Raw genomic sequence first — 16,227 nt, forward strand, 5'->3', positions numbered from 1 at the left:
GAGCCAGATGAGCCAGGCGGCACAGAACCTCAACTGGTTGATCACCAACTTCGTGGACAACACCCCCGGGGTGTCCCACACCGTCGTCGTCTCCGCCGACGGTCTTCTTCTGGCGATGTCGGAAGGCTTTCCGCGCGACCGTGCCGACCAGCTCGCCGCCGTCGCCTCCGGTCTCACCTCGCTCACGGCCGGGGCATCCCGGATCTTCGAGGGCGGGGACGTGGCCCAGACGGTGGTCGAGATGGAACGCGGTTTCCTCTTCCTGATGTCCGTCTCCGACGGATCGTCCCTGGCCGTCCTCGCCCACCCCGAGTGCGACATCGGCCTGGTCGGTTACGAGATGGCGCTGCTCGTCGATCGCGCGGGCGCTGTGCTCACGCCCGACCTGCGCGCCGAACTCCAAGGCAGTCTCCTCCACTGACGCCTGCGGATCCACAGAACTCACCAAATCACCGTCCGGCCGCCACAGTCCCCCCACCGGCCCCCGTCAGACGGCACGACTGACCGACTTGCTGTCCCGCCCGGAGGATCAATGACCCCGCCCACCGCTCCTCACGATCCGTACGCAGAGCCGTACGGAGACGAGGGCGACCAGCCGCTGGTTCGGCCGTACGCCATGACCGGTGGCCGGACGCGGCCGCGTTACCAGCTCGCCCTCGAGGCGCTGATCAGTACGACGGCAGACCCCGCGCACCTCATGGGGCTGCTTCCCGAGCACCAGCGGATCTGCCACCTGTGCCGCGAGGTGAAGTCGGTGGCCGAGGTGTCGGCCCTGCTGTCCATGCCGCTCGGTGTGGCACGGATCCTTGTCGCGGACCTCGCCGAGGCCGGACTCGTCGCGATCCACCAGCCCGGTGGCGACGAGAGCGCCGGTGGCGCGCCGGACGTGACTCTGCTGGAAAGGGTGCTCAGTGGACTTCGGAAGCTCTGAAGCGGGACGGGCCACCACGTCGGCGAAGATCGTGGTGGCGGGTGGCTTCGGCGTGGGCAAGACCACGTTCGTCGGAGCCGTCTCGGAGATCAACCCGCTGCGTACCGAGGCCGTGATGACGTCCGCTTCCGCGGGCATCGACGACCTCACCCACACCGGGGACAAGACGACCACCACGGTCGCCATGGACTTCGGCCGCATCACCCTCGACCAGGACCTGATCCTGTACCTCTTCGGTACGCCCGGTCAGGACCGTTTCTGGTTCATGTGGGACGACCTGGTCCGCGGTGCCATCGGCGCGGTGGTCCTGGTGGACACCCGCCGCCTCGCCGACTGCTTCCCGGCCGTCGACTACTTCGAGAACAGCGGCCTGCCCTTCGTCATCGCCCTCAACGGCTTCGACGGGCACCAGCCCTACAGCCCCGACGAGGTGCGCGAGGCGCTCCAGATCGGGCCCGACGCCCCCATCATCACCACCGACGCCCGCCACCGCGCGGACGCCAAGAGCGCGCTGATCACCCTGGTCGAGCACGCGCTCATGGCACGGCTGCGGTAGGGCACAGGGAACCGAAGTACCCCACCCGGACCCAAAACAGGACTCAAGTCCACAACGCCATACGGCAGTTGTCGTAGTTACACCGAAGCCGGCTGTGTCCTTTGACACGGTCGGCCTCGGCGTTCATAACGTTTCGACAGAGAAATAGGGTGGTACGACCACGCGTCGCGGTCGATCGGTACCGCTGCGCTCACAAAGGCCCCGCTTTTTGCCGTGGCTCGCTCTTTATGACCGTTTTATCTGGGACTTACATCACGCGGAATCGTTGCCTCCCAGTGTTTGGAAGTCCTCAGCGCGACGTGCTGGAATGCCTGAACTGCCCATTAGTCAAAGACGTACTAGGGCGTGGAGTCACCCGCGGCACGACGTAGGTGCCGGCGCCGAGAGGTTGTTGGTCGAGTGAGGCGAAGCAAGAAAGGTCCCGAGCCGTCGGCGCGGGGCAACTTCACCCCGCCGCCGCGCGGAGCGGCACCCGCACAAGTGACCGGACCGGAGCCGACGGCAGCTCCCGCACCAAGCGGCAGTCGTCTCTCCCCCCGCAACTGGCGCGTACCCACTCGCCTGAACGCGATTCTCCTCATACCCGTGCTCGTCGGCCTGGTCATGGGCGGCTTCCAGGTGAAGGGCTCGATCGACACCTGGCAAGAGGCACGGGACGCCGAGAAGGTGGCCCAGATCGTGGCCGCCGCGGCCGTGTACGCCGAGGCACTGCTCAACGAGCGTGACCTCTCGGCCCAGCCCCTGCTGGACGGCGAGCGGAACAGCGACGTCGTCAAGGACGCCCGCGCCTTCACCGACGAGAAGGCCGACATCTTCCACTCGGAGGTCGTCGGGATGCCTTCCGGGCAGGGCCTGGAGCGCCGACTGCGTCTGGTCGAGGAGGCCGAGCCCAAGCTGGAGGACCTCCGGCAGGCCGCCTTCACCCGGGCCGCCGACCCGGTGCAGACCGAAGAGGGCTACGTCGCCGTCGAGCACCTCCTGATGGAGTTCTCCAACGAGCTCGGCCTCGGTACCGGCAACGTCACCGCGTACGGCCGTACGGTCTACGCCGTCGCCCTCGCCAAGGGCGCCGCCTCACTGCAGCGCGCGATCGGCACCCACCTGCTGGTCCGACCCAGCGAGGACGAGACCGTCTTCCGCCAGCAGCTCACCGCGTTCACCTCGTACGCCTACCTGGAGAACGTCGCCGTACAGGAGTTCGTCTCCGGTGGCACCGAGGCCGACGCCTCGCGCCTGGAGTCGGTCATGGCGCAGAAGACCGAAGAGGGCAAGAAGCTCGCCGCCGAGAACAAGGCCAAGAGCGACAAGTACGTCGCCCCGCCGGAATCCATGACGGACATGATCCGGCTGATCGGCAGCGGCGCCTCCCGCGACGACCTCGCCAAGCAGGGCGTCACCTACGAGAACTGGATGGCCGCCTCCACCCTGAAGTTCCAGGGCTACAGCGAGGTCGAGACCGAGCTGATCAACCGCGCGGTGGACGAGGCCGGCCAGATCGCCTCCGACGCCCAGCGCGACGCCTACATCAACGGCGCCATCGTCATCCTCGCCCTGCTCGCCGCGTTCATCATCGCGTCCCTCATGGCCCGCCAGATGAGCCGCGCGATGCGCCAGCTGCGCAACGCCGCCTTCGGCGTCGCCGAGCAGCGCCTGCCGATGCTGGTCGACCAGCTCTCGCGCACCGACCCCGGTCGCGTCGACACCCGCGTCGCGCCCATCCCGATCAACACCACGGACGAGATCGGCGAGGTCGCCCGCGCCTTCGACCAGGTGCACCGCGAGGCCGTGCGGCTCGCCGCCGAGCAGGCCCTGCTGCGGGGCAACATCAACGCGATCTTCACCAACCTCTCGCGCCGCAACCAGTCGCTGATCGAGGGCCAGCTGACCCTGATCACCGACCTGGAGAACAACGAGGCCGACCCGGACCAGCTGGAGAACCTCTTCAAGCTGGACCATCTGGCGACCCGTATGCGCCGCAACGGCGAGAACCTCCTCGTCCTCGCCGGCGAGGAGCCCGGCCGCCGCTGGGACCAGCCGGTCCCGCTGGTCGACGTGCTGCGCGCCGCCTCCTCCGAGGTGGAGCAGTACGAGCGCATCGAGCTCTCCGGTGTCCCGGAGGCCGAGATCCACGGCCGCGCCGTGACCGACCTCGTGCACCTGCTCGCCGAGCTCCTGGAGAACGCCACCACGTTCTCCTCCCCGCAGACCAAGGTCCGTGTCACCGCGACCCGTCTCCCCGACGGCCGCGTGATGATCGAGATCCACGACAAGGGCATCGGCCTCACCGCCGAGGACTTCGCGGACATCAACCACAAGCTGGCCAACCCGCCGACCGTGGACGCCGCGATCTCGCAGCGCATGGGCCTCTTCGTGGTCGGCCGGCTGTCCGACCGGCACGGCATCCGCGTCCAGCTGCGCCCCTCGGGCGAGCAGGCCGGTACGACCTCGCTGGTCATGCTCCCGGACGTCATCACCCACGGTGGCGGTGGCGAGCAGCAGCCGGCGGCCGACCAGTTCACGGTCTCGCAGATCATCCCGGAGCAGCACTCGTTCCAGCAGCAGGCCGCCGTGCCTCCGATGCGGACCGCCGCCGAGCTCGGCTTCGACGACAGCCGCTACGAGGTCCCGGACGACATCCGCGAGCTGGACCCCGTGGGCCGCTCCCTGATGCGCGAGGAGCGTCGCGCGGCCCTGGAGGCCCAGGCGCACCCGGACCCCCAGCTGCCCCCGGGCCAGACGCCGCGCTACGGCGACGACTTCCAGTCGCCCGAACCGTCCTACGACAACGGCGCGACGGCCTATGTGGACCCGCAGCGGTCGTTCGACCAGCAGACGGCGTACGAGGAGCCGCGGCAGCCGTCGTACGACGAGGCGTACTTCGGGCAGGGCGGCACCACGCAGCCCGGCAACGGACAGCTGCCGGGCGGGAACGACCCGTTCACCGCTACCGGCGGTTACCCCGAGCCCTCCTATCCGGAGTCCCTCCAGGAGGACCACACGGCGTCCGCCGCGACGGCCCCGGAGACGTACTCGGGCTTCGAAGAGCAGTCCTATCAGGACGACTGGCCGCAGCAGCAGGACTACCAGAGCTCCTACCGCTCCGAGTACGCTCCGGAACCGGAATCTGCGCAGGCCGCTGACGTGAAGGAGCCGGACCGCGTAGGCTTCGACCGTCCGGGACCCACCCCTTCCGCCGGCCACGCGCTGACCGACGCCGGCCTGCCCCGCCGCGGCTCCACCGCGAGCGCGGGCGGCACGAGCGCGGGCGCCGTGAACGGACAACAGGGTGCGGCCCAGGACCAGCCGACGACGGCCGGGGGACCGAACGGCGACTGGCGCTCGGCCAACGACGAGCGCTGGCAGCAGGCCTCCCAGCTGAAGAAGCCCAAGGCAGGCGGGGTCACCTCCTCCGGTCTGCCGCGGCGGGTGCCCAAGGCCAACCTGGTCGAGGGTGCCGCGACGACGACCCCGCAGGGAGGTCCACAGATCTCCCGCGCTCCCGAGGACGTCAGGGGCAGGCTGAGCAACCTGCGCCGGGGTGTCCAGCGTGGGCGCAACGCAAGCAGTGAAACGAACGGCCAGGCCACTAGAAATCAGCACAGTGGTCCTGACAGCACCTACAACCAGGAGCGTTAGTGTGAGCCCGATGAGCCAGGCGGCGCAGAACCTGAACTGGTTGATCACCAACTTCGTGGACAACACCCCCGGGGTGTCTCACACGGTGGTGGTCTCCGCCGACGGACTCCTTCTGGCGATGTCCGAAGGGTTTCCCCGTGACCGAGCCGACCAGCTGGCGGCCGTCGCGTCGGGTCTGACCTCTCTGACCGCGGGTGCCTCCCGCATTTTCGAAGGTGGCAGCGTCAATCAGACGGTTGTGGAGATGGAGCGGGGATTCCTCTTCATCATGTCCGTATCCGACGGTTCCTCGCTCGCCGTTCTCGCACATCCGGAGGCCGATATCGGTCTCATCGGGTACGAGATGGCACTTCTGGTGGACCGTGCCGGTACGGTCCTGACGCCCGATCTTCGTGCGGAGCTCCAGGGCAGCCTGCTCAACTAACAGTCAGACGGTGCGTTTTGGCGTCCCGGGGCCGTAAGGTTTCGGGACGCGGCTTCCAAATGAGCCATGGATGCCAGCACAGTCGGAGGAGGAGAGAACGTGGCAACACCCCCAGGCGGTTCATCGTCGGGCAACTGGTCCTACCCTGGCCAGGGGCCGGGCCAGGGTGACCAGAACCGGTACAACTTCCCCTCCGCACCGAGCCGCCAGCAGCCGTACACACCGCAGGGCCCTGGCCCTTCGCCGTACGACCAGCCGCCGGCGCCGCGCATCCAGCCCGTGCAGCCGCAACGCCGCACCCCTGAGCCGTCGCCCGCCGGGGCGGCACACAACCCCCTGGTGCGCCCGTACGCCATGACAGGCGGCCGCACCAGGCCGCGCTACCAGCTCGCCATCGAGGCGCTGGTGCATACCACCGCGCAGCCGCATCAGATGCAGGGCCAGTTGCCCGAGCATCAGCGGATCTGCAACCTCTGCCGGGAAATCAAGTCGGTGGCCGAGATCTCGGCCCTCCTGACGATCCCTCTCGGCGTGGCCAGGATCCTCGTCGCCGACTTGGCGGAGGCGGGCCTGGTCGCCATCCATCAGCCCGGCGGCGACGAGAACGCCGGTGGCCAGCCAGACGTGACACTGCTCGAAAGGGTGCTCAGTGGACTTCGCAAGCTCTAGCGGCGGTCCTTCCCGCTCCACCACCTCAGCGAAGATCGTGGTGGCGGGTGGCTTCGGCGTGGGCAAGACCACGTTCGTCGGGGCCGTCTCGGAGATCAACCCGCTGCGTACCGAGGCCGTGATGACGTCCGCTTCCGCGGGCATCGACGACCTCACCCACACCGGGGACAAGACCACCACGACGGTGGCCATGGACTTCGGTCGTATCACCCTGGACCAGGACCTCATCCTGTACCTGTTCGGCACCCCCGGTCAGGACCGTTTCTGGTTCATGTGGGACGACCTCGTGCGCGGTGCCATCGGCGCGATCGTCCTCGTCGACACGCGTCGTCTGGCCGACTGCTTCCCGGCGGTCGACTACTTCGAGAACAGCGGCCTGCCGTTCGTGATCGCGTTGAACGGCTTCGACGGCCAGCAGCCGTACAACCCTGACGAGGTCCGGGAAGCCCTTCAGATCGGCCCCGACACGCCGATCATCACGACGGACGCGCGGCATCGGGCGGACGCGAAGTCGGCGCTCATCACCCTGGTCGAGCACGCGCTGATGGCGCGCCTGCGGTAGGCCTGCGGCGCTCAGCCGTACGAAGGGGCCCCTCTTTGGCAGAGGGGCCCCTTCGTCGTCCTCGGCTCCGTTCAGCGCCGTTGAGCTGGGGGTTGGCGTTCGGCCGCGGGTCGTGTGTGGTTGCTCGCGCAGTTCCCCGCGCCCCTTAAAAGCAGCCTTTAAGGGGCGCGGGGAACTGTGCGACCAGCCCCCACCAAGCCGCAGCCGACGCACATACGAAAGGGCCCCGTCCATTCGGATGGGGCCCTGTCAGAGGTGAGGCTCAGCGCCAGCTGTGCGGTGCACGGAAACCCGGCTCGCGCTCCAGGCGGCGCCAGCCCGCGCGGGGGCGGCCCCGGTGGGCCGGAGCCTCGGCGGGTCGCGCGGCGGCGCGGGCCAGGAGCAGCGCGGTGATCGCGGCCACTTCTTCCGGCTCGGCGTGGCCCTTCTCGACGCGAATATCAGGCAGCTTCATGGATGTCAGTCTCCGTGAGAGAGGTTTCCGCAGGGGTACCGCGAAGGAACCGGCGGGTTACTGCGGCGGGTTGCCGTGCTTGCGGGACGGCAGGTCCGCGTGCTTGGTGTGGAGCATCGCGAGGGAGCGGATGAGGACCGCGCGGGTGTCCGCGGGGTCGATGACGTCGTCCACGAGGCCGCGCTCGGCCGCGTAGTACGGGTGCATCAGCTCGGCCTTGTACTCCTTGACCATCCGGACCCGCATCGCCTCGGGGTCCTCGGCCTCGGCGATCTGCCGCCGGAAGATGACGTTGGCGGCACCTTCGGCGCCCATGACGGCGATCTCGTTGGTCGGCCACGCGTACGTGAGGTCCGCGCCGATGGACTGGCTGTCCATGACGATGTAGGCACCTCCGTACGCCTTCCGAAGGATCAGCGAGATCCGGGGGACGGTCGCGTTGCAGTAGGCGTAGAGCAGCTTCGCGCCGTGGCGGATGATTCCGCCGTGCTCCTGGTCGACGCCCGGCAGGAAGCCGGGGACATCCAGCAGCGTAATGATCGGGATATTAAAAGCATCACACATCTGGACAAAGCGCGCAGCTTTTTCCGAGGCCTCGATGTCCAGCACACCCGCGAGGGTCTGCGGCTGGTTGGCGACGATGCCGACGACCTGGCCGTCGAGACGGCCGAGGGCGCAGATGATGTTGCGGGCCCAGCGCTCGTGGACCTCCAGGTAGTCGCCGTCGTCGACGAGTTCCTCGATGACCTTGGCCATGTCGTAGGGCCGGTTGCCGTCGGCCGGGACCAGGTCGAGGAGGACGTCACTTCGGCGGTCCGCCGCGTCGGAGGCCTCCACGCGCGGCGGGTTCTCGCGGTTGTTCTGCGGGAGCATCGACAGGAGGTAGCGCACCTCGGCGATGCACGTCTCCTCGTCGTCGTACGCGAAGTGGGCCACGCCGCTCGTCTCGGCGTGCACGTCCGCGCCGCCGAGGCCGTTCTGGGTGATCTCCTCGCCGGTGACCGCCTTGACGACGTCCGGGCCCGTGATGAACATCTGCGACGTCTCGCGGACCATGAAGACGAAGTCCGTGAGGGCGGGGCTGTAGGCCGCGCCGCCCGCGCACGGGCCGAGCATCACGCTGATCTGCGGGATGACACCGGAGGCCCTGGTGTTGCGCTGGAAGATGCCGCCGTACCCGGCGAGCGCGGAGACACCCTCCTGGATACGGGCGCCGGCGCCGTCGTTCAGCGACACCAGCGGGGCCCCGGCCGCGATGGCCATGTCCATGATCTTGTGGATCTTCGTGGCGTGGGCCTCACCGAGGGCGCCGCCGAAGATGCGGAAGTCATGGGCGTAGACGAAGACCGTGCGGCCCTCCACCGTGCCCCAGCCCGTGATCACACCGTCGGTGTACGGCTTCTTGGCCTCCAGACCGAATCCGGTGGCCCGGTGCCGGCGCAACTGCTCGACCTCGCTGAAGGAACCCGGGTCCAGCAGCAGTTCGATGCGCTCCCGGGAGGTCAGCTTGCCCTTGGCATGCTGCGCCTCGGTCGCCTTCTCGCTGGGGCCGGCCAACGCCTGGGCACGAATCTCGTGCAGCTCGGCCACTCGCCCTCGCGCGTCCGTCGGCTCACCCGGTGCCTCATCCAAAACGGTCATGTAGCGACCATACGAAGCCGAGCGCGCAAAGCGGCCCGTCGACTCCGTACAGTCTCCGGCGTGTTTTCCTGGTACCCCTGAACAGAACCATGCCGGTGTGCAGCCGAACCGACTGCTCAGGGGGTGTCGGGCTTGTAGAAGTCGCACAAACGGTCAGCTGAGAATCAGCTCACACAGATGGGTGGCGCAGGCCGTGCCGGCAGCCACCCGGACCCGCAGCCGGTCGCCCGTGCCCTGAAGCACCTCGACCGACTCGTCCGCCCGGACCACCGCGCGGACCGGTCCGCGCCACGTGATCTCGATCGGCTCGCCGGTGCGCGGCGGTTCGCTCACGCAGAGGGTAGCGGTCCGGCCCCGGCGGCGTACCAGCACGCTCGCCCCGGCGGAGGCGGTCAGCGGGCCCGCCGTGCCGGCCTGCCAGAAGTTGGCGGCCGTCAGGCCGAGCGAGGGGACATGGACCGCCTGGCACGTACTGTCGTTGGCGAGGATCGACAACCAGCGCCGGTCGGCGGCACGGACCGCGACGGCGTGGCGGGATGCCCCGGGCATGAGCAGATAGACGTAGGTGGCGTTCACCGGATCGGTGCCGTGGTCCAGCCAGAGGGTCTGCCAGCGCCGGGTGCGGCGTTCGGCCGTGCTGGTGGTGTTGATGTCGGACCAGGCGCCGGTGCGGTCCTCGCGGAGGGTGCGCGGGGTGCCGCCCGGCGGGTCCGGGAAGACCCAGCCGCCATGGCCTTCCAGGTGAGCCCAGCGCCGACCGTGTACGAGGGCCTGGGGTGCCGTGTCGTCGCGCTCCCCCAGATTGCGGTTGTCGACCACCGTCTCCACCGGCACCCCGTCCGAACAGCTGATCCCCGCGCCCAGGCAGACGACGGCGTCCGCGACGCAGAACCACGACTTGTGGGCCTGGAGGGTGGAGCCGAGCCCCTTGAGGTGCTGGCCGATCGCCGCGTACTCGCCGTCCGTGGTCCCGCCGACCCACCGTACGGCGGGCTTCGGCGCACCCCGTTCGCCGCCTTCCCGGTCGGCGAGCCGCTTGGTGGAGACGGTCGTGCCGGGGAGCCGGTACCAGTCGACGGTCGGCCAGAACCAGTTGGTGTACTGGTCGCCGTGCCCGTCGGCCCACCACAGGGTCGTCCCGGCGCCGGTGTGCCAGCCGCGCGGGTTCTCGCCGTTGCCGCACTCGTAGTACGCGATGCGGTCGGAGGCCATGGCGATGTTCACCACGAAGCCCGGGCGGCGGTGGACGGCCCGGTCCATGGCGGCGAAGAGGCGGTGGCCGACGGGTTCCGGCGCGGCGGCGACCGGGGAGGCGGCGACGGCGTGCAGCCGGGCCAGGTCCGCCACGCCGAACTGGGCCGCGGTGAGGATCGGCGTCACCGTGTCGCGTTCGATCCATCCCTTGATCCGGCCGTACCACCGCTCGCGCTCGGCCGCGCCGGCGCCGAGCGCGAGCAGTGCGATCGCGGCGATGATCCCCTGCCCGTGGAAGTGGTCGCCGCGCAGGATGGGCCGGTCGTCGCCCTTCAGGTGACCCCGGCTGATGGCACGGCCGTTGACGCTGTCCATGACCAGCCCGTCGTGGATGAGCGGCGCGTACGCCCGCTCGACGCTGTCCAGGACGATCCGCCGGTTCGGGTCGGTGACCTCCCAACTCGACCCGGCCAGCAGCGCGAAGAGGCGCCCCAGCCCGTCGAGCATGACCTGCCCGTACGTCCCCGAGTACGCGACCCAGGTGTGCTGCACGAACGAGCCGTCGGCGTACAGCCCGTCCCCCTGGGTGACGTACGGGAAGACGGGCGAGAGGGCGTCGCGGGCGAGGGCGATCTTCTCGGGAGCGCGGCCGAGGACGCCGCGCAGGGCGACGGAGCGGCAGAGGTCGACGCGGTTGGCGCCGGTGGAGGTACCGGTGTACTCGCGGAGCGTCGAGTCGGGGACGAAGTGGTCGATCGCCGCGCAGGCGTCGGCCCGCTGAGCGGGCGTCAACGCGTCGTACAGGGCGGCGACGATGTCCGTCAGGAGGCGGGGGCTGCCGATCTGCCACTCCCACCAGTTGCCGTAGCGGGTGGTGGAGGGGTGGTAGACCGTCGCGGAGAGGTGGTCGAGGCCGCGCAGGAGGTCCGCGAGGAGGGCGGCGTCGCCCGTCGAGCCGGTGCCCGGCTGCGTGTACGCCTGGGCCATCGTCCAGAGCCGGCTGTAGCTCTGGGTGATCCCGGCGGGCGGGTCGAAGGGATGGCCCGGCCAGAGGGAGCCGGCGGTGGGCGCCATCGCGGCCCGGAACGCGCGGGCGAGGTCCCCGGTCTCGCGGAGGCGGCTCGCGTAGGGCTCGGCGGCGGGGTCGTAGCCGGCGCCGAGCGCGATGGTCAGCCAGCGCCGGCGGAGGGTGTCGTACTCGTCGTCGGCGGCGTACGCGGTGGGGGCGGTCGCCGCCAGGGTCGCGGCGAGTGTCGCAGTACGGAGCAGGAACGTACGGCGGGTCGAGGTCATGCTCATGCCGTCTACCACCAGGATGCGGGGATATCAACAACGAGTGACGACACCACCACGAAAACGATAAGGTTGAAACTTGAACGGAATAGGTCTACGGTGGGCCGTGTCAGTTCGTTGAAGATTGAACGACATCATCCAAGGAGCACGTCATGGGCATCTTCGGCCGCAGCAACCCCACCACCGAGACCGCCACCGCCTCGGCGGCCGGCTCCGCGGTGAACCCCGAGCTCGCCGCGTTGACCGGCGACTACACGATCGACGCGTCCCACACCACGATCGGCTTCGTCGCCCGCCACGCCATGGTCACCAACGTCAAGGGCGGCTTCCTCGACTTCTCCGGCAGCCTGCACCTGGACGGCTCGGACCCCTCGCGGTCCACCGCTTCCATCGACGTCAAGATGGAGAGCATCGACACCGGCAACGCCGACCGTGACGGCCATCTGAAGAGCGCGGACTTCTTCAAGACGGAGGAGTTCCCGACGATGACCTTCCGCTCGACCAAGGCTGAGGCCCTGGGCGGCGACGACTACCGCATCACCGGTGACCTCTCCATCCTCGGCACGACCAAGCCGCTCACCATCGACCTGGAGTTCAACGGCACCGCCAAGGACCCGTTCGGCAACGAGCGCGTCGGCTTCGAGGGCAAGGCGGAGATCCTGCGCTCCGAGTGGGGCCTGACGTGGAACGCGGCGCTGGAGACCGGTGGCGTCCTGGTCTCGGACAAGATCAAGCTGAGCTTCGACATCTCGGCGATCCGGAACGCGGGTTGATTCCTCCGGTCGGCCACGGCCCGCGCGCGACGCGGGCCGAGCCGCCGGCCGGTACGGCCGGCTGAATCGGTCTGTACGGCTGGTGGGAACGGCCACGGTCGCATGCGATCACGGTGATCGATGGCTCGGCTGGTCGTCCGTCTCCAACTTGGCCAAGGCCGCCTTGAGCCGTGCGGCTCGCGTCTGTGGCGTCCGGGCCTTCAGCAGCCCCAGGATGACGAGGTACCGGTCCGTCTTCCCGAGCCGCTCGATGCTTCGCCGGGCGCGAGGGCTGTGTTCGAGGGCCGTCGCCAAATCCTCCGGCACGGTGGCCTCCCGCTGCGACTCGTACGCCGCAGCCCACCGCCCGTCCGCCTTGGCAGCCGCGACCTCGGCGAGCCCTCCGGCCCGCATCCGCCCGGTGGCGCTCAGCTCCTCCACCCGCCGCACATTCACCATCGACCAGTCGCTGCCCGGCCTGCGCGGGGTGATCCTCTGCAGGAAGTACGTCTCGTCGAGTCGCCTCCGATTGCCGGTGATCCAGCCGTGGCAGAGGGCGACGTCGTTGACGTCACCGGCGCTGACCGAACGCACTCCGGATCCCTTCTTGCCGACCTTCACCCAGAGGCCGGGGTGTGGGCCGGGGCGTGCGGCGAGCCAGGCGTCGAGATGGTCGGCGTCTCGGAAGGCTCGGGTCTCGGTGCCGTCCTCGGGAGTGCTCATGGGGACACCGTAAGCAGGAAGTAGGACAGTCTCAGTCCTATATGACCGGGTCCTCCAACACCTTGACCAGCACCCGGCTCTGGGTACCGTCGGGGTCAGGGCTGGACAGACCCGCCATGCTCACCAGCGCCTTCCAGAGCGCCCATCCGCGCGCTCGCCGCCAGGCGTCCTCGGGCAGACCGACCGCCTCCCGAAACACCTTCCGTTCCTCGCCGACGAAGTGGTTCCAGGCGATGACGAGGTCGCAGGCGGGGTCGCCGACGCCGGACGAGCCGAAGTCGATGACGGCGGAGAGTGCTCCGCCGGTGGCGAGGAGATTGCCGACCGAGACGTCACCGTGGAACCACGTGGGTGGCAGTGGCCAGGCAGACGTCAGCGCGCTCGCCCAGATTTCCCGGCACGCACCGACATCGACGACATCCTTCAGTCTGTCGAGGGCGCCCTCGACCTCATCGCCGTAGACGCTGGGGTGGCAGCCACGAAAGTACGAGTGCCGCCCGGCGGCCGGGCCCTGGTGGGCCGGAGCCTCGCGCAGTTCGGTCAGGAAGTCGCCGAGATCGCGGGCCAGTTGGGTCCGGTCGATGTCCGTCGAGGCCTCGACCGTGTCCCCCGGAAGCCATCTCCGCACCGACCACGGGAACGGATAGCCCGCCGCCGGACGCCCGACAGCGACCGGTTCCGGTACGGGCAACGACAGTTGTTCGGCCAGGTGGGGCAGACACCGGTCCTCCTTCGCCACGGCGGCCACGTAGCCCTCCGCGCTCGGGAGACGCACGGTCAGCTGCTCGCCGAGCCGGAAGGTGCGGTTGTCCCAGCCCTGGCGGTCGACGGGACTGACCGGGAGGTCGCTCCACTCCGGGAACTGGTCGGAGACCAGGGTGCGTACGAGTTCGGCGGTGATGTCGATCACCGGGTCAGTCTGCGGGCTCTGCCTGCGGCTGCGAAAGCGCTTTTCTCCAGGCCGGGTTGAGGGATTACGACGGCAGAATGCGCCCTCGCCCTCCCCTCACTCTCCTTCGTACAACCGCGCGAGATCCACCAGGACCGCATCCCCCTGCTTTTCCACGGCCCGCAGCTCTTCCGTGAATCCTGCTCCGCTGTAACAGGCCAGCCGCGCAGCCGACGTGTCGACCCCTCGGTCCGCGAGCAGGGCCTTGGCGTGGCGCAGCCGTTCCAAATGGCCGATGCCCATGACCTGGTCCCACTTGGCCTCACCCAGGGAGAGTAGAACCCCGTTGTCCTGGCCCACCGCGCCCCGTACGACCACGTCGATCTCATGACTGCTGTGCGCCGCCGGGTCCGGGACCGTGCCGTACGAGACGTCGATCGGCATACCGCCGAACGTGTCCGGCGCAGCGAAATGGGTCACCCACTCGCGGCAGATCTGCTCGAAGTGCGGTCCTACGACGGCGGAGAGGAAGCGAGCACGTGAGGTCTCCCAGACGTGTTCCGCCATGCCTCGGTCCAGGAGGGGGAGTTTGGGCCGGGAGATGGCGTGGTCGAAGGCGATCAGCGGTTCACCCACGCGATACACGCTCCGGTTCCTACGGAAGGCGTCCGTCTCCCGGCGTACGAGTCCGCAGTCCTGGAGGACGGTGAGGGGATGGGTGATGTCGCTGGTCGGACGCTCCAGACACCCGGCGATCCGTCCCGCCGTCGCGTTTCCCGAGGCCAGGGCCGCGAGGACGGAGTGGTACAGGGCCCGGTCCCGCAGATCGGATTCGTCCGCGAGGAGGTAACGGGCCTCGCGGTACAGCGGCGAGCGCGGGGACAGGGCCGTACGGCAGACCCAGGCGTCGAAGTCCGGAAGGTCGGCGGGGACGTCGTCGCGTACGAACTCCCGGCGGTACGCGGGAGTTCCGCCGACCACACTGTGTACGAGCAGGGCGAGCCGTGGGTCGTCGATGCCCCAGAAGGCGGCAGCCTGCCGGAAGTCCAACGGCCGGACGACGAGTTCGAGACCGGCGCGCCCGCGAAGCGGTGACGTTCCGCTGAGCAGCTTGCCCATGAAGGAGAGCGAGCTGCCGCAGAGGAGAAGGCGGGTGCGGGACTGGAGCCGTTCCGGGCGCCTGGGACCGTACGCGACCTGGACGATGGAGGGCAGGGACGGGGTCGCCCTGGCCAGGTACGGGAACTCGTCGATGACGACGGGGAGCGGGCCGTCCTTGCCCAGCGCGAGCAACGCGTCGATGGCCTGCTCCCAGCGATCGAAGCGCATCGGAGCGATGCTTCCGCTGTGCTGGCCCAGCTCCTCGCCGAAGCGACGCAACGACTCGGCTTCCGTCGCCTCGTACGCGCAGAAGTAGAAGCCGCCGGCTGCTCTGGCGAGGGAGTCGAGGAGGAAGGACTTGCCTTGCCGTCGCCGCCCGGAGACGACGGCCATGGTCGCTTCCGGGCCGTCGTCGGTCGCGAATGCGGTCAGCTCGCTCCATTCCCAGTTTCGGTCGAACATGTCGGAGGGTTTCGGCAGGTGAGTGCGGGAACGGATCACGGATATCTCCACCCGATGGTTAGGGAAGTACATTTCCCGGAAGTATGTTTCCCTTAACGACCGGCAGCATGACGGGTCACGGCCGGAGAATGGTCTTTCCCCCCTCTCCGTTCGCTGACGTCAGGTGTGGGTCAAGATGGTTCGAAGGCTTCTCAGGGAGGGGAAGGGGCAGCCTGGTGGGCGGCGGGGACTATTTCGACTTTCGGGGGAGCACCTTCCACGGACCGGTCACCGGCACAGCGGCCCCGCATGGCGCCATGGCCTCGACGGACGGGTTGTCAGCGCTGCCAGCGGCACCAGCCCTCTTCACTGGGAGGGATCCCGAGGCCGACGCGTTGCTGGGCGTACTCGATCCCCAAGTCGACGAGGGCGCACGGCGATTCGAAGAAGCCCTCGAGGCTCACCATCGCGCGCGTGATGTCTACGCCGAACTCGGCACGAGGCGCTTGAGGCCAAGGAGCACAGTCTGCGCGGCTACTTGGAGTTGGGTGACCAGCGACAGATTGCCACCGTCCGGACCACTGTAGGCATCACCTTGGATGAGATGGGGCGGCCCGAAGAAGCCCGTGCCGCCCTCGTGCAAGCGCTCACCGAGCACAGCGTGGCAGGCGACAGAGATGGGGCAGCCACGGCATTGAACAGTCTCGGACTCGCCCTGTTCGACCTCGGCCGTTACGACGAGTCCGCCACGGCTCTGACCCGTGCTCTTGGGCTCTCGGCCGAACTCGGAGACTGGTATCTCAGAGCGAAGGCGTGGAACAACCTGGGCCTGACCCTGCAAGGTCTCGGGCGGTTCGACGAGGCGGCCCGCGCCCACAGACGGGCACGTGACTGGAACAGCTACCTATGCGATAGACACACAGAAGCGACAGCATGGCTCAACCTCGGAGGCGCACTTCTG

At 68.9% G+C, this 16,227-nt stretch carries 15 protein-coding genes and 1 pseudogene; 9 read left to right on the forward strand and 7 right to left on the reverse strand.

Going from position 1 to position 16,227, the window contains the following annotated elements; translation table 11 throughout:
* Positions 1-7 precede the first annotated feature (7 nt).
* From JIX56_RS12545 to JIX56_RS12575, 7 genes are all read left to right on the forward strand, one after another.
* Positions 8-421: a roadblock/LC7 domain-containing protein gene (locus JIX56_RS12545; protein ID WP_005479910.1), complete on the forward strand. Its 414-nt coding sequence runs from the start codon at positions 8-10 to the stop codon at positions 419-421.
* A gap of 111 nt (positions 422-532) precedes the next feature.
* Positions 533-931, forward strand: a complete 399-nt coding sequence (locus JIX56_RS12550) for a DUF742 domain-containing protein (protein WP_257540198.1) — start codon at positions 533-535, stop codon at positions 929-931.
* Positions 912-1,487, forward strand: a complete 576-nt coding sequence (locus tag JIX56_RS12555) for a GTP-binding protein (protein WP_257540200.1) — start codon at positions 912-914, stop codon at positions 1,485-1,487. Before JIX56_RS12550 ends, JIX56_RS12555 begins: the two co-directional genes overlap by 20 nt.
* Positions 1,488-1,886: 399 nt before the next feature.
* Complete coding sequence (locus JIX56_RS12560) at positions 1,887-5,123, forward strand: sensor histidine kinase (RefSeq protein WP_257540202.1); 3,237 nt, start codon at positions 1,887-1,889, stop codon at positions 5,121-5,123.
* Positions 5,124-5,133: 10 nt separating this feature from the next.
* On the forward strand, positions 5,134-5,547 hold the full coding sequence (locus JIX56_RS12565; protein ID WP_005479603.1) for a roadblock/LC7 domain-containing protein: 414 nt from the start codon (positions 5,134-5,136) through the stop codon (positions 5,545-5,547).
* Positions 5,548-5,646: 99 nt separating this feature from the next.
* A complete protein-coding gene (locus JIX56_RS12570) occupies positions 5,647-6,216 on the forward strand; it encodes a DUF742 domain-containing protein (protein WP_257540204.1) in 570 nt (189 codons plus the stop codon).
* The gene (locus JIX56_RS12575) at positions 6,197-6,778 is read left to right on the forward strand and encodes a GTP-binding protein (RefSeq protein WP_009314218.1); all 582 of its coding nucleotides are present in this window, start codon (positions 6,197-6,199) and stop codon (positions 6,776-6,778) included. The genes JIX56_RS12570 and JIX56_RS12575 overlap by 20 nt, the downstream gene beginning before the upstream one ends.
* 262 nt (positions 6,779-7,040) lie before the next feature.
* Here the strand turns inward: JIX56_RS12575 and JIX56_RS12580 are convergent, their stop codons facing one another.
* The 3 genes from JIX56_RS12580 to JIX56_RS12590 form a co-directional block, all read right to left on the reverse strand.
* On the reverse strand, positions 7,041-7,232 hold the full coding sequence (locus JIX56_RS12580; RefSeq protein WP_257540205.1) for an acyl-CoA carboxylase epsilon subunit: 192 nt from the start codon (positions 7,230-7,232) through the stop codon (positions 7,041-7,043).
* Positions 7,233-7,289: 57 nt separating this feature from the next.
* Positions 7,290-8,873, reverse strand: a complete 1,584-nt coding sequence (locus JIX56_RS12585; RefSeq protein ID WP_257540207.1) for an acyl-CoA carboxylase subunit beta — start codon at positions 8,871-8,873, stop codon at positions 7,290-7,292.
* 153 nt (positions 8,874-9,026) lie between these two features.
* Entirely contained in the window at positions 9,027-11,366 is a 2,340-nt protein-coding gene (locus JIX56_RS12590) for a polysaccharide lyase 8 family protein (protein WP_257540209.1), read from the reverse strand.
* Between the two features lie 146 nt (positions 11,367-11,512).
* Here JIX56_RS12590 and JIX56_RS12595 point away from each other — a divergent pair, with 146 nt between their 5' ends.
* Positions 11,513-12,133, forward strand: a complete 621-nt coding sequence (locus JIX56_RS12595) for a YceI family protein (protein ID WP_257540210.1) — start codon at positions 11,513-11,515, stop codon at positions 12,131-12,133.
* 108 nt (positions 12,134-12,241) lie between these two features.
* Here the strand turns inward: JIX56_RS12595 and JIX56_RS12600 are convergent, their stop codons facing one another.
* From JIX56_RS12600 to JIX56_RS12615, 4 genes are all read right to left on the reverse strand, one after another.
* Positions 12,242-12,835, reverse strand: coding sequence for a YdeI/OmpD-associated family protein (locus JIX56_RS12600; protein WP_257540212.1), 594 nt, complete (start codon positions 12,833-12,835; stop codon positions 12,242-12,244).
* Between the two features lie 37 nt (positions 12,836-12,872).
* Positions 12,873-13,745, reverse strand: a complete 873-nt coding sequence (locus tag JIX56_RS12605) for an aminoglycoside phosphotransferase family protein (protein WP_257540214.1) — start codon at positions 13,743-13,745, stop codon at positions 12,873-12,875.
* 96 nt (positions 13,746-13,841) lie between these two features.
* A complete protein-coding gene (locus JIX56_RS12610; RefSeq protein WP_257540216.1) occupies positions 13,842-15,287 on the reverse strand; it encodes an ATP-binding protein in 1,446 nt (481 codons plus the stop codon).
* 317 nt (positions 15,288-15,604) lie between these two features.
* The gene (locus tag JIX56_RS12615) at positions 15,605-15,733 is read right to left on the reverse strand and encodes a hypothetical protein (protein ID WP_257540218.1); all 129 of its coding nucleotides are present in this window, start codon (positions 15,731-15,733) and stop codon (positions 15,605-15,607) included.
* Positions 15,734-15,870: 137 nt separating this feature from the next.
* Here JIX56_RS12615 and JIX56_RS47990 point away from each other — a divergent pair.
* A pseudogene (locus JIX56_RS47990) lies at positions 15,871-16,224 on the forward strand (tetratricopeptide repeat protein); the annotation flags it as partial.
* Positions 16,225-16,227: the final 3 nt, after the last annotated feature.

Source organism: Streptomyces sp. CA-210063 (genome assembly GCF_024612015.1).
Taxonomy (GTDB): Bacteria; Actinomycetota; Actinomycetes; order Streptomycetales; family Streptomycetaceae; genus Streptomyces.